This is a genomic window from Cellulomonas uda, from assembly GCF_006538705.1.
In the GTDB taxonomy this organism is placed as follows: domain Bacteria; phylum Actinomycetota; class Actinomycetes; order Actinomycetales; family Cellulomonadaceae; genus Cellulomonas; species Cellulomonas uda.
Genome location: NZ_BJLP01000026.1, coordinates 16,422 through 29,236, shown reverse-complemented (window position 1 = coordinate 29,236; position 12,815 = coordinate 16,422). Strand labels below are relative to the sequence as shown.

The 12,815-nt window shown below is 74.8% G+C and carries 15 protein-coding genes and 2 tRNA genes; 12 read left to right on the top strand and 5 right to left on the bottom strand.

The window, feature by feature from the left end:
* The first annotated feature begins 10 nt into the window (after positions 1 to 10).
* From clpS to CUD01_RS08900, 7 genes are all read left to right on the top strand, one after another.
* Positions 11 to 304, top strand: coding sequence for an ATP-dependent Clp protease adapter ClpS (gene clpS, locus CUD01_RS08930; RefSeq protein WP_094182069.1), 294 nt, complete (start codon positions 11 to 13; stop codon positions 302 to 304).
* On the top strand, positions 304 to 1,071 hold the full coding sequence (locus CUD01_RS08925; protein ID WP_141320432.1) for a DUF2017 family protein: 768 nt from the start codon (positions 304 to 306) through the stop codon (positions 1,069 to 1,071). The genes clpS and CUD01_RS08925 overlap by 1 nt, the downstream gene beginning before the upstream one ends.
* A gap of 10 nt (positions 1,072 to 1,081) precedes the next feature.
* Entirely contained in the window at positions 1,082 to 1,897 is an 816-nt protein-coding gene (gene murI / locus CUD01_RS08920) for a glutamate racemase (RefSeq protein WP_094179626.1), read from the top strand.
* A 100-nt stretch (positions 1,898 to 1,997) separates the two neighbouring features.
* The gene (locus CUD01_RS08915; RefSeq protein WP_141320400.1) at positions 1,998 to 2,783 is read left to right on the top strand and encodes an MBL fold metallo-hydrolase; all 786 of its coding nucleotides are present in this window, start codon (positions 1,998 to 2,000) and stop codon (positions 2,781 to 2,783) included.
* Between the two features lie 73 nt (positions 2,784 to 2,856).
* Positions 2,857 to 3,645, top strand: a complete 789-nt coding sequence (gene rph, locus CUD01_RS08910; protein ID WP_094179628.1) for a ribonuclease PH — start codon at positions 2,857 to 2,859, stop codon at positions 3,643 to 3,645.
* Positions 3,642 to 4,289: an RdgB/HAM1 family non-canonical purine NTP pyrophosphatase gene (gene rdgB, locus CUD01_RS08905; protein ID WP_141320398.1), complete on the top strand. Its 648-nt coding sequence runs from the start codon at positions 3,642 to 3,644 to the stop codon at positions 4,287 to 4,289. The genes rph and rdgB overlap by 4 nt, the downstream gene beginning before the upstream one ends.
* Positions 4,289 to 6,040, top strand: a complete 1,752-nt coding sequence (locus CUD01_RS08900) for an ABC-F family ATP-binding cassette domain-containing protein (RefSeq protein ID WP_141320396.1) — start codon at positions 4,289 to 4,291, stop codon at positions 6,038 to 6,040. The genes rdgB and CUD01_RS08900 overlap by 1 nt, the downstream gene beginning before the upstream one ends.
* 40 nt (positions 6,041 to 6,080) lie before the next feature.
* Here the strand turns inward: CUD01_RS08900 and CUD01_RS08895 are convergent, their stop codons facing one another.
* Entirely contained in the window at positions 6,081 to 6,635 is a 555-nt protein-coding gene (locus CUD01_RS08895) for an NUDIX hydrolase family protein (RefSeq protein ID WP_141320394.1), read from the bottom strand.
* 139 nt (positions 6,636 to 6,774) lie between these two features.
* Here CUD01_RS08895 and trxA point away from each other — a divergent pair, with 139 nt between their 5' ends.
* A complete protein-coding gene (trxA, locus tag CUD01_RS08890) occupies positions 6,775 to 7,146 on the top strand; it encodes a thioredoxin (protein ID WP_141320392.1) in 372 nt (123 codons plus the stop codon).
* Between the two features lie 101 nt (positions 7,147 to 7,247).
* On the opposite strand, the gene CUD01_RS08885 is transcribed toward trxA, so the two are convergent.
* From CUD01_RS08885 to CUD01_RS08870, 4 genes are all read right to left on the bottom strand, one after another.
* Entirely contained in the window at positions 7,248 to 8,525 is a 1,278-nt protein-coding gene (locus CUD01_RS08885) for a cellulose binding domain-containing protein (protein ID WP_094179633.1), read from the bottom strand.
* 148 nt (positions 8,526 to 8,673) lie between these two features.
* Positions 8,674 to 9,675 carry a substrate-binding domain-containing protein gene (locus CUD01_RS08880; protein ID WP_141320390.1) on the bottom strand — a complete coding sequence of 334 codons (1,002 nt, stop codon included), beginning with the start codon at positions 9,673 to 9,675 and terminating at the stop codon, positions 8,674 to 8,676.
* A gap of 346 nt (positions 9,676 to 10,021) precedes the next feature.
* Positions 10,022 to 10,104: transfer RNA gene (locus CUD01_RS08875), tRNA-Leu, on the bottom strand.
* 51 nt (positions 10,105 to 10,155) lie between these two features.
* Positions 10,156 to 10,623 carry a peroxiredoxin gene (locus CUD01_RS08870; RefSeq protein ID WP_094179635.1) on the bottom strand — a complete coding sequence of 156 codons (468 nt, stop codon included), beginning with the start codon at positions 10,621 to 10,623 and terminating at the stop codon, positions 10,156 to 10,158.
* Positions 10,624 to 10,829: 206 nt separating this feature from the next.
* On the opposite strand from CUD01_RS08870, the gene CUD01_RS08865 reads away from it, so the two are divergent.
* The 4 genes from CUD01_RS08865 to CUD01_RS08850 all read left to right on the top strand — a co-directional run bounded on the left by CUD01_RS08865 (position 10,830) and on the right by CUD01_RS08850 (position 12,727).
* Entirely contained in the window at positions 10,830 to 11,126 is a 297-nt protein-coding gene (locus CUD01_RS08865; RefSeq protein ID WP_141320430.1) for a co-chaperone GroES, read from the top strand.
* A 125-nt stretch (positions 11,127 to 11,251) separates the two neighbouring features.
* The gene (locus CUD01_RS08860) at positions 11,252 to 11,452 is read left to right on the top strand and encodes a hypothetical protein (protein ID WP_141320388.1); all 201 of its coding nucleotides are present in this window, start codon (positions 11,252 to 11,254) and stop codon (positions 11,450 to 11,452) included.
* Positions 11,453 to 11,557: 105 nt separating this feature from the next.
* Positions 11,558 to 11,633: transfer RNA gene (locus CUD01_RS08855), tRNA-Lys, on the top strand.
* A 143-nt stretch (positions 11,634 to 11,776) separates the two neighbouring features.
* Positions 11,777 to 12,727, top strand: a complete 951-nt coding sequence (locus CUD01_RS08850; protein ID WP_141320386.1) for an ATP-grasp domain-containing protein — start codon at positions 11,777 to 11,779, stop codon at positions 12,725 to 12,727.
* Positions 12,728 to 12,815 lie beyond the last annotated feature (88 nt).

Genomic DNA, 12,815 nt, shown 5'->3' with positions numbered 1-12,815 from the left:
AGTGGTCCCCGTGAGCTCGGCACCGCATCTCGACGAGGTCGTCGCCTCCGACGCGCAGACGTCGGTCGACGACCCGTGGGTGACGATCGTCTGGAACGACCCGGTCAACCTCATGACCTACGTGACGTACGTGTTCGAGTCGTACTTCGGGCACCCGCGCACGGTCGCCGAGCAGCTGATGCGGCGAGTGCACACCGAGGGCCGGGCGGTCGTCTCGCGCGGCACGCTCGAGGCGATGGAGGTCGACGTGCAGGCGATGCACGGGTTCGGGCTGTGGGCGACCCTGCAGCGCAGCGGGCACTGATGCGCGGGTTCGTCGCACGCCAGCAGGAGTACGTGGCGCGGCTCGACGCCGACGAGCGTGCGGTCCTCGCGGGCATCGCGTCCGAGGTCGCGGTGCTGCTCGGCGCCGAGAAGTTCCGCACGGCGGGCCGGTTGCGTACGGACGTGGGCGCGCCGTCCCACGCCGACGCCTCCGACGAGCTCGACGACGACGAGCTCGTCGAGGAGCCACCGCTGCACGCGCTCGGCTGGCCCTGGCAGCGACCGGTCGAGGCACCGACGGACCCCGCGGTGCGCCGGCTGCTGCCCGACGCGAGCGACGACCCGGAGCAGGCCGCGGAGTTCCGCCGCCTGACGGACGCCGACCTGCGGGCGCGCAAGATCGCCGGGCTGCGCACGTGGTGGCACGCGCTGCGCACACCGGGCGGGCGGCAGGGGGACGCGGTCGCCATCACGGCCGCGGAGGCCCCGGCCGTGGCGGCGGCGATGACGGACGTGCGGATCGTGCTGGCCGACCGCCTCGGGATCCGGACCGACGAGGACGGTGAGCGCGTCTACGCCGAGCTGCACGCGGCGTCCGGCCACGACGCGGGCGGCGGACGGGACGGCGGCGGCGGCGACGGTGGAGAGGCCGCGGCCGTGCGCCGCGCGTTCATCGGCGTGTACGCGATGCTCTCGGAGCTGCAGGAGACGCTCGTCACCGCGATGCTCGTCCGGGTCCGCTCGCGTGACGCGACACACGGCGGCCCCGGCCCCGGCCCGGAGGGACGCGGCGGATCCGCGGGCTAGGCTCGTCCGCGTGAACGACGCGCCCATCGGGATCTTCGACTCCGGCGTCGGGGGCCTGACGGTCGCGAGAGCGATCCTCGACCAGCTCCCGCACGAGTCGACGCTCTACATCGGCGACACCCTCAACACGCCGTACGGCACCAAGCCCCTGGCCGCCGTGCGCGCGTTCGCGCTGCAGGTGATGGACGACCTGGTCGATGCCGGCGTGAAGCTGCTGGTCATCGCGTGCAACACGGCGTCGGCGGCGATGCTGCGCGACGCGCGCGAGCGGTACACGCTGCGCCGCGGCATCCCCGTGGTCGAGGTGATCCTGCCCGCGGCGCGACGCGCGGTCGCCGCGACGCGCACGGGGCGGATCGGCGTGATCGCCACGCGGGCGACCGTGGAGTCGCTCGCGTACGACGACGCGTTCGCGGTCGCCCCCGGCCTGAGCCTCGTGACGCAGGCGTGCCCGCGGTTCGTGCCGCTCGTCGAGGCGGGCGTGACGTCCGGCCCCGAGGTGCTCGCGGTCGCGCACGAGTACCTCGACCCGGTACGCGAGGCGGGGGTCGACACGCTCGTGCTGGGCTGCACGCACTACCCGCTGCTGACGGGCGCGATCTCGTACGTCATGGGCGAGGAGGTCACGCTCGTCTCGAGCGCCGAGGAGACCGCGAAGGACGTCTACCGCACGCTCGTCGCGCACGGTCTCGAGCGCTCTGTCGACGCCGGCCCGCCGCAGCACCGCTTCCTCGCGACGGGTGACCCGGAGTCGTTCCGGACGCTCGCCCGCCGGTTCCTGGGGCCCGAGGTCGACGCCGTCGAGCCCGCCGGGGCCCTGCGGTGACGGCACCTGTGACGGCAGCCGTGACGCCAACCGTGACGGCCCCGCCGGACGGTCCCACCAGCCCCGAGACCCGTCGTCGTCGCGCCGCGGAGGCCCCGAGATGAGACTCGTCGTGATCGGCTGCGCCGGCTCGTACCCGTCGGCGGAGGCGGCCGCCTCGTCGTACCTCGTGCAGGCCGACGACGCCGACGGGCGCACGTGGAACGTGCTGCTCGACATCGGCAACGGTGCGCTGAGCCCGCTGCAGCGCTACGGCGACCCGACGGCGCTCGACGCGGTCGCGGTCTCGCACCTGCACTCGGACCACGTCGCGGACCTCGTCGTGCTCAACGTGCTGCGCCGCTACCGGCCCGACGGTCCGCTGCCCGCGGTCGACGTGTGGGGCCCCGAGGGGACCCAGCAGCGGCTCGCGGACATGGCCGGCAAGGACCCGGCGACCGAGCTGGACGGGCAGTTCCGGTTCCGCACGTGGGACCCGGCCGCGCCGGTGCGCATCGGGCCGCTGACCCTCACGCCGGTGCCGGTCGAGCACCCCGTGCCGGCGTTCGGGCTGCTCGTGGCGGGGCCCTCCGACGAGGACCCGTCGCGCGACGTGACGCTCGGGTACACGGGCGACACGGACGAGTGTCCCGGCCTCGACACGCTCGCACGGACGGACCTGCTGCTGTGCGAGGCCGGGTTCCGGGACGGGCTGGACGACCACGTGCGGGGCATCCACCTGACCGGTGCACGGGCGGGCGCCGCGGCGGCGCGCGGGGGCAGCGGCCGCCTGGTGCTGACGCACCTGACCGCGTGGGAGGACCCGCGCGACGTGGTCGCCCACGCGTCCCGCGCGTACGCGGGCCGGATCGACGTCGCTCGTCCCGGTGCGGTGTTCACGCTCTGAGCGCACCCCCGCGCGGCGTCACGCGGCCCGGACCGCCGACGGGGCCGCGCGCCCGGGTCGTTAGGCTCGTGGCATGTCTTCCACCCCTGTGACCTCCGCGCGCCCGGACGGGCGTGCCGCCGACGAGCTGCGGCCCGTCACCATCACGCGCCGGTTCCTGACCGCCGGCGAGGGCTCGGTCCTCGTCGAGTTCGGTGGCACGAAGGTGCTGTGCGTCGCGTCCTTCACGGAGGGTGTCCCGCGCTGGCGCAAGGGCTCGGGGGAGGGCTGGGTCACGGCCGAGTACTCGATGCTGCCGCGCGCCACGGACAGCCGCTCGGACCGCGAGTCGGTGCGCGGCAAGGTCGGCGGCCGCACGCACGAGATCTCGCGGCTGATCGGCCGCTCGCTGCGCGCCGTCGTGGACGTCGCGGCCCTGGGCGAGAACACCGTCGTCCTCGACTGCGACGTGCTGCAGGCCGACGGCGGCACGCGCACCGCGTCGATCACCGGCGCCTACGTGGCGCTCGCCGACGCGGTGGCCTGGGCGGTCGACCAGCGGATCGTCGCACCGGGTCGCCAGGTCCTGCGCGACTCGGTGTCGGCCGTGAGCGTCGGGATCGTCGACGGCGTGCCGGTGCTCGACCTGCCGTACGTGGAGGACGTGCGCGCCGAGACCGACATGAACGTCGTCGTGACCGGCTCGGGGGCGTTCGTCGAGGTGCAGGGCACCGCCGAGCACGCGCCGTTCGTGCGCAGCGAGCTGGACGCGCTGCTCGACCTCGCGCTCGCGGGCACCGCACGCCTCGCCGCGCTGCAGGCCGCCGCGCTCGCGGCGCCGCCCTCGGACGGCTCGGCGACGCGCGTCGAGGGCGTCGCGTGAGCGTCCCGGCCGGCGCGCGCCTGGTGCTCGCCACGCACAACGCGCACAAGGTCGGCGAGCTGCGCGCGATCCTCGCCCCCGTGCTCCCCGGCCTGGCGGCCGACGCGGTGGTGGGCGCCCGTGACGTCGGCGCGCCCGAGCCCGTCGAGGACGGCGTGACGTTCGAGCAGAACGCGCTGCTCAAGGCCCGCGCGCTCGCGGCGTTCACGGGTCTGCCCGCGGTCGCGGACGACTCCGGCCTGGCCGTGGACGTGCTCGGCGGCGCACCCGGCATCTTCTCGGCGCGCTGGGCGGGGCGGCACGGCGACGACGCGGCGAACCTCGAGCTGCTGCTCGCGCAGCTCGCCGACATCCGCGACCCCCACCGCGGTGCGCGCTTCGTGTGCGCGGCGGCGCTCGTGACGCCCGACGGGTTCGAGCACGTCGAGACGGGCGCGCTCGTCGGGACGCTCGCGCTCGCGCCGCGGGGTGCCGGAGGCTTCGGGTACGACCCGGCGCTCGTGCCGCTCGGCGAGTCGCGCACGTGCGCCGAGCTCTCCGCGCAGGAGAAGAACGCGATCAGCCACCGGGGGCAGGCGTTCCGCGCGCTCGCGCCGGTCGTCGCGCGCGTCCTGTCCGGTCCCGACGAGGGCACCGGCGGCTGATGCCCGCCCCCGACGCCCTGCCGGGTGCGGTCCAGCTCGTCGCGGACGCCGTGACGTTCGGCTACCCGGGCCGGCCCGTGCTCGACCGGCTCGACCTGACCGTCTCGGCGGGTGAGCGGGTGGGCCTGGTCGGGGAGAACGGCGCGGGCAAGACGACGCTGCTGCGCGTGCTCGCGGGCGACCTCGCACCCTCGTCGGGCACGGTGCGGCGCTCGGGTTCGCTCGCGGTCGTCGACCAGGAGCTCGTCGTGCGCCCCGACGACACCGTCGGCACGCTCGTGCGCGGCACGGGCGCCGGCGTGCGTGCGGTCGCCGCGGAGCTCGAGTCGGTCATCGCCGCGTTCGACCACGAGACCGGCGACCTGGCCGCGCTCACCGCGGCGATGACGCGGTACGAGCAGCTCGCGGCGTGGGACGTCGACCGTCGCGTCGACGAGGCGCTCACGCGGTTCGGCGCCCCGCGCCAGCCGGACCGGCGCCTGGCCGAGCTGAGCGTCGGCGAGCGGTACCGCGTGCGCCTCGCGTGCCGCGTGGGCGAACGCTCGGACGTGCTGCTGCTCGACGAGCCGACCAACCACCTCGACGCGGCGGGCATCGACTACCTCACCGGGCTGCTGCGCGAGTGGCCCGGGGCCGTCGTGATCGTCACGCACGACCGGCAGCTGCTCGACGACGTCATGACCGCGATCCTCGACCTCGACCCCGCGATGGACGGCCGCCCCGCCCTGTACGGGGCGACCCGCTACGCCGACTACCGGTTCACGAAGGACCAGATGCTGCGCCGGTGGCGCGCCCGCTACCGGGCCGAGCGCAAGCGCGCGCTGCAGCTCGCGCAGCGCCTCGACGCGTCGTACGAGGGTCTGTCCGACGAGTGGCGCCCGCCCAAGGGCTCCGACAAGCACCGCCGCGGCACGCGCGCCCGCATCCACGTCAAGGCCGCCGACCGGCTCGTCCAGCGGCTCGAGGCGCAGGCCGTCGCGGTGCCCGTGCCCCCGCCGACCCTGCAGTTCCCGGACCTGCCGAGCCTGCCGCGGCGCGCCTCGACGGGCGCGGACCCGGACCGCCCGCTCGACCCGGACGCGGACCGCCGGGCCGCGCACGCCGGCCCGCTGCTCGAGCTGCGTGCCCCGCGCGTGCTCGGCCCGCACGGGGTGCGGCTCGACCTGCCGGGGCGGCGCCTCGAGGTCGCCGCCGCGTCACGGCTGCTCGTCGTCGGACCGAACGGGTCCGGCAAGTCGACGCTGCTCGCCGCGCTCGTCGGCGCGTTGCCGCTCGACCGCGGGACGCGCACCGTCGCGCCCGGTGTGCGGCTCGGCGTGCTGGGGCAGGAGGGTCCCACGGAGCACGCCGACGTGACGGCCGGCCCGGCCGGGCTCGTCGCGGACGCGCCCCGCGGACCGTCGGCGTTCGACGCGTACGCGCGCCACGCGCTCGACCTGCTGGGGCAGGGGCTGCTCGACCCCGAGCAGCTCGTCCCCGTCGCCGCGCTCGGCCTGCTCACCGAGGAGGACCTCGAGCGTCCGGTGCGCGAGCTGTCCGTCGGGCAGCGCCGCCGGTTCGACCTCGCGTGCGCGCTGCTCGCGGCGCCGCACGTGCTGGTGCTCGACGAGCCGACCAACCACCTGTCGGTCGGCCTCGTCGACGAGCTCACGGCCGCCCTGCGCTCGACGTCCGCCGCGGTCGTCGTCGCGACCCACGACCGGCGCATGCGCGCCGACCTGGCGGACTGGCCGGTGCTCGACCTGACCTGACGACGGACGCCGCGGCTCGGGGGCCCAGGGGCCCGGGGGCTCAGGGCAGGCGGCCCACGTGCGCCATCGCCTGGCGCAGCAGCACGCCCTGCCCGCCGGTCATCTCGACCTGCACCTGCTCGCCGCACGCCTCCTCCGGCGTCAGCCAGGCGAGGTCGATCGCGTCCTGCTGCGGGCGGCAGTCGCCCAGCACGGGCACGACGTACGCGAGCGACACCGCGTGCTGGCGGGGGTCGTGGTACGACGTGACGCCCGGCGTGGGGAAGTACTCCGCGACCGTGAACGGCTGCGGCGAGGCGGGGATCTGCGGCAGCGCGACCGGCCCGAGGTCCTTCTCGATGTGCCGGACCAGGGCGTCCCGCACCCGCTCGTGGTACATCACGCGGCCCGAGACGAGCGCGCGCGACATCACGCCCTCGCGCGTCACGCGCAGCAGCAGCCCGACCGCGACGACGTCGCCGGAGTCGTCCACGCGCACCGGGACCGCGTCGACGTAGACGAGCGGCATGAGGCCACGCACGCGCGCGATCTCCTCGGGCGGGAGCCAGCCCGACGGGCGCTCGGGGGAGGGCGGGAACTCGGCCGTCTCGGTCACCGTGCCGTTCTACCGTGCTCGCCCGCGAACGGGTCACAGGCGCGCGCAGGGAGCCCGAATCGCCCCGGGCACGGGAATACCCCGAGCGTGCGACGCCTTCTAGCGGGCGGAACCCCCGAGACCCTGAAGGAGGGCCGCCATGGCCACCACGACGCTCACCGCCGACACCCTCGGCCAGACCATCGCCGACAACGACATCGTCCTCGTGGACTTCTGGGCGGAGTGGTGCGGGCCGTGCAAGCGGTTCGGTCCCGTCTTCGAGGCGTCGTCGCAGCAGCACCAGGACGTGGTGTTCGGCAAGGTCGACACCGAGGCCGAGCAGCAGCTCGCCGCCGAGCTCCAGATCTTCTCGATCCCGACGCTCATGGCCTTCCGCGAGGGCATCCTCGTCTTCAACCAGGCCGGTGCGCTGCCCGGGCCCGCGCTCGAGCAGGTCGTCCAGGCGGTCAAGGACCTCGACATGGACGAGGTCCGCGCGAAGATCGCCGCGGCCTCGGACGGTCAGGCCTGACCCTGCAGGCGGCCCTCGCCCGCTGACACGACGGCGCCCACCCCCGGCGGGGTGGGCGCCGTCGTCGTCTCACGGCCCCGCAGCGGGCGGGGGCCGGTCCGTCAGCAGCCCACGCGGCTGTCGGCGACGACGACGTCGTCGAACCACAGCGTGTCGGCGCCGTCGCCGTAGGACTCCCAGCCGAGCCGCAGGTCGGTGAGCCGGGGCGACCAGGCCTTGTTCAGCCACTGGCCGTCGATGTCGTGCGTCGGCGTGCCGTCGACGATCAGGCCCGGCACGGCCCAGCCGTCGAGGTACGTCGTCAGACGCCCCGCGGCGCCCTCGACGAGCACCTCGGCGCAGTGCCACGACCCGCCCGCGGGCAGCTGCGCGGTCCGGGTCAGACCGGCGGGGCTCTGCTCGGGCAGCGTCGCGTCGTCCGACGAGCGGTTCCACTGCATCAGCGCGTTCTGGCCTCCCATGCGCAGGTCACGGTTGCCGTCGTTCGCGTCCCGCATCGCCAGGTACGTCGTGTGCGAGACGGGCAGGGCGGTGGTGTGGCGGACCCAGAACCGCACGTACACCGTGCGCGGCAGCGGGGCGCTCGGCTGCGCCTGGACGAACACGTGGTTGCAGTAGCCGGCCCCGCCGTCGACGCGCAGCGACCGGCTGCCGGAGTGCGCGACCGTCGAGTCGACGACGGCCCGCCCGCTGCCCGAGCAGTCGGGGTACGTCACGGCCCAGGTGCCGGACGGTGTGGCGCTCGTCTGGGTCTCCAGCCCGTCGCAGAACACCGCGGTGCCGCACGTCGCCGGCGTCGTCGTGGGGTCGTCCGTGGGGTCCTGCGTCGGCTCGTCGGTCGGGTCCTGCGTCGGCTCGGTGGTGGGCTCGTCGGTCGGGTCCTGCGTGGGGTCGTCCGTCGGGTCCTGCGTCGGCTCGTCGGTCGGGTCGACGGTCGGGTCCGGCGTCGGCGTCGTGCCCCCGTTGCACGCGACACCGTCGAGCGCGAAGTCGGTCGGCGCCGCGTTCTCGCCCGTCCACGTGCCCTGGAACCCGAACGACGTCGTGGCGCCGGCGGCGAGCTCGCCGTTCCACGGCGCGTTCGTCACGGTCACCGCCGAGCCCGACTGCGTGACGGTCGAGCTCCACGCCTGGGTGACGCGCTGGCCCGACGGCCAGGTCCAGGTGAGCGTCCAGCCGTGCGTGGCCGCGCCGGGCGTCACCCGGACGTCGGCGGTGAAACCGCCCGGCCAGGAGCTGGTGCTCCAGGCCACCTGGCAGCCTGCCGCCTGGGCGGCGCTCCCGGTCGCGACCGCCGCGACCGTCGCGCCCAGCGCGGCCGCGACCGCGGTCGTCGCCGCCAGCGCCGCGCGCCAGAACCTCGTCGTGCTGGGATGCATCGCGTACGTCCTCTCGTGGGGCCCACCCGCGCGGGACCCGCGCGGGTGGGCCGTCTGCCCCTTGTGGGCAGCCTCGCCACCGGGTAGAGGACGGCGTAACCCTCCCAATCGCTTCACACGGGCCGGGGGAGCCGACCCGCGGCCGGCGTCAGTACGGGCGGGCGTCGACGTCGGCCTGCGTCGCGGAGGAGTCGAACGCGCGGTCCATGACGATGAACCGGCGCGGCAGGTCGACGCCCTGGTGCGCCTTCGTCACGGCGTCGAGGACCTGCTCGCCGAACGCGGGGTTGCACTCCACGACGTAGCCGATCTCCCCGTCGACGAGGGCCTGCAGGCTCGCGCGGCTCCCCCCGATCGCGACGACGACGACGTCCTCGCCCGGGACCTTGTCGGCGCCCGTGACCGCCTCGACCGCGCCCAGCGCCATGTCGTCGCCGTGCGCGAGGACGACGTCGAGCTCGGGGTGGGCCTCGAGCAAGGCGGCCGTCGCGGCCCGCCCGCCGGCGCGCGTCCCGTCGCCCGCCGCCTTGCCCACGACGTTCTTGGCCCCGACGGCGGACGCGAAGCCGGTCGCGCGGTCGCGCTGCGACCGCGAGTCGGCCGCGCCCACGACCTGGACCACCTGCGCGTCGGGGTGGTGCGCCACGACCCACTCGCCCGCGGCGACGCCTTCGCCCTCGAAGTCGTGGCCGATCCACGTGAGGTAGGGCTCGACGACGAGGCTGTCGAGCGCGCCGTCGACGAGCACCAGCGGGATGCCCGCGTCCTTGACCTCCTGGAGCACCTCGTCCCAGCCCGTCTCGACCGCCGGCGAGAAGACGATCACGTCGACCCCTTGCTCGACGAACCCGCGCAGGGCCGCGACCTGCTCGGCCTGCGTGCGCTGCGTGTCCGCGACGACGAGCTCGACGCCGTTCTCGGACGTGAGGTTCGCCCGCAGCGACGCGGTGCTCGCGTCGCGCCAACCCTCGTCGGCGCCCGGTCGTTGCGCGAACCCGACCGTGACGAGCCCGCCGGCACCGCTGCCCGCGGCGGTCGCCGCGTCGGAGGTGTCGGCGCTCGCGGTGGCGCTGCACGCCGCGAGGGCGGCCGCGAGGAACCCCGTCATCAGGGTTGCTGCGGCACGGGCGCGCGGGGACGTTCTGGACATGCGATCTCCTCATCGGTGCCGAGTCACGACGGACTCGCGTGGGGCCGACCGGCAGTCAGGGGACGACGCACGTCTGCGTCGCGAGGCCGGTGTGTGAGCGCGCTCCCACGGAGAGGATATGAAGCACTTCGGGCGACACGGACCGGTTTGGCCGACGAGGTTTCAGGTGAAACGTGCCAATGTGCCGATTTGTTGGTTCGGCTGGGCAATTGTCTGGGTGTGTCCACGCGACCGGTCCGCATGGCGAGACGCGGACCGGCGTGGGACCGGCCGTGAGGCCGGTCGGGTGCTCGACACCTGAGGAGGCGGAGCCCCGGCCCGCCACGAGCGGGGGGGCACCGCGCGGTGCGGAAGACGGGAGTCGAACCCGCACGCCCGCGAGGGCACCAGGACCTAAACCTGGCGTGGCTGCCGTTTCACCACTTCCGCCGGGGCGCCGATCCTCCCACACCCCATCATGACCGGTCGGGCCATGACCGGTCAGGCGATGCCGAGGTCCCGGCGCAGCTTCGCGACGTGGCCCGTCGCGCGCACGTTGTACTGCGCGAGCTCGACCACGCCGTCCGCGTCGAGCACGACCGTCGACCGGATGACGCCGGTGACCGTCTTGCCGTACAGCTGCTTCTCGCCGTACGCACCCCACGCCTGCAGGGTCTCGCGCGACTCGTCGGACACCAGCGGGAAGGTCAGGTGCTCCTCGGCGGCGAACGCCGCGAGCTTCGCCACCGGATCGGGTGACACGCCGACGACCGTCAGGCCCGCTCCCTGGAGTGCCGCGAGCGAGTCGCGGAAGTCGCACGCCTGCTTCGTGCAGCCCGGCGTCCCCGCGGCCGGGTAGAAGTACACGACCACCCGGCGCCCGCGCAGGTCCGAGAGCGTCAGCGAGCCGCCGTCCGCCGTGGGCAGCGTGAAGTCGGGTGCGACGTCGCCGACGGCGAGGCGGGGCATGAGGTCTCCTTGCGGGCTGACGGTCATTGCGGGCTGACGGTCCTTGCGGGCTGACGGCGGGTGGGGCGGCGGCCGCCCGGTCACCGGCTGGCGTCAGCCTACGGCGCGCGGGGTAGCGTCGGCGCGTGAGCACGACGCCCGAGCCCCAGCCAGCGACGACCACGAGCCCCACCCCGAGCCCCGGTGCCGGACCGCTGCCGATCCGCATGCTCAACGACCGGCTCCTCGTCGAGCTCGACGACGACGCGGCGGAGCGGCGCTCGGCCGCCGGCATCGTCATCCCCGCCACGGCGGCGGTCGGCAAGCGGCTCGCGTGGGCGCGCGTGCGTGCCGTGGGTCAGCACGTGCGGCAGGTCGAGGTCCAGGACCGCGTGCTGTTCGACCCGGAGGACCGCGCCGAGGTCGAGCTGGAGGGGGTGACGTACGTGCTCCTGCGCGAGAAGGACGTGCACGCGGTCGCCGCCCCGCGCGCGACCGGGGAGGGCACCGGCCTGTACCTGTGAGCCGCACGATCTGTGTGGATTCCGTGGAGGAGCGGCCCTCGACGGGCGACTGCCAGGTTCGGGTGGTGTGCTGACGCCCGGCGGCCAGGGGGCGCGGACGGTCGCCGGTCCCCGAGGAGGAGTCCATGAGCGACCTCGCCGCGCGGCCGCCCGTGCCGTCAGGACGCCCGCCGACGGTGCCGGACGTCGACGTGAGCCCCGAGCGCATCCGTGCGCTCCTCGAGTCGCGCGTCCCGCTCGCGCTCGTCGCGGACCTCACCGCGCCCGGCCCGACCGCGGCCCGGCTCGTGCGTGAGGAGTCCGTGCCGCAGTGGCCGCGCTCTTGACCCTCGCCCGTGACCCTCGCCCGTGACCCTCGCCCGTGACCCTCGTCACGACGCAGGGCACCGGTTCGCTCGCAGGGCCGCAGGGCTGCTAACGTTCTTTCCCGCGCGGCACTAGCTCAACTGGCAGAGCAGCTGACTCTTAATCAGCGGGTTCAGGGTTCGAGTCCCTGGTGCCGTACCACCTCACGAGGCCCCCGGTCGATGCCGGGGGCCTCGTGCCGTTCCCGGACGCGCGCGTCGTCGTGACCGCCGTCAGCCGTGACCACCCGTCTGCCGTGACCACCGTCACCTGGCCGGTACCGCGGGCGCCGGTACGCTGCGAACGTGACGACGACCCCCGGGACGCCCCCCGGCACGCAGGCGCGGCTGGCTCTCGTGACGTGCGCGGAGCTGCCCGACCTCGACCCCGACGACGCCCCGCTGCGCCCCGCGCTCGAGGCGCGGGGGATCGCCACGGACGTCGTCGTCTGGGACGACCCGACCGTGGACTGGGGCACGTACCCGCACGTCCTCATCCGCTCGACGTGGGACTACACGCACCGCCCGGCGCAGTTCGCCGACTGGACCCGCCGCGTCGAGCGGTCGAGCGTGCTCCTCAACCCGTCGCCCGTGGTGACGTGGAACATCGACAAGACCTACCTGCGCGACCTCGAGTCCGCCGGCGTCCCGACGGTCCCTACGATCTGGCTGGACCCGGCGCGCAACTTCAACTCCCGCGCGATCCACACGCGCTTCCCCGCCTTCGGCGACTTCGTCGTCAAGCCCACCGTCAGCGCGGGCTCGCGCGACACGGGTCGGTACCGCGCGGACGAGACGCCCCAGCGGTCGCAGGCGATCATGCACGCCCGGAACCTGCTGGGCGTGGGGCGCTGGGTCATGATCCAGCGCTACCTGCGGCAGGTCGACACGGTCGGGGAGACCGCGCTCGTCTTCGTCGAGGGCGAGTACTCGCACGCCGTGCACAAGGGCGCGCTGCTGTCGGGCCCGTACAAGGAGGGCTCCGACGAAGGGATCCTGTACCGCGACGAGAAGATGAGCCCCGCCGACCCGTCCGACGCGGAGCTCGAGCTCGCCCGCAAGGTGGTCGCAGAGCTCCCGGGGATCCTCGGCCTCGACGGCCCGCTGCTGTACGCGCGCGTCGACCTGATCCCCGACGACGAGGGTGACCCGGTCCTGCTCGAGCTCGAGCTCGCCGAGCCCAGCCTGTTCTTCGCGCACGCGCCGGGCTCGGTCGAGCGGTTCGCCGACGCGGTGGCGGCCCGGGTCCGCGGCTGACCGCTCGCCGGCGACCGGGCACCGGTCCGTGTGCGAAGTACTGCTCGCGAGCCGGTACACTTCTCGACGGCCCGGTTCCGACCGGGAC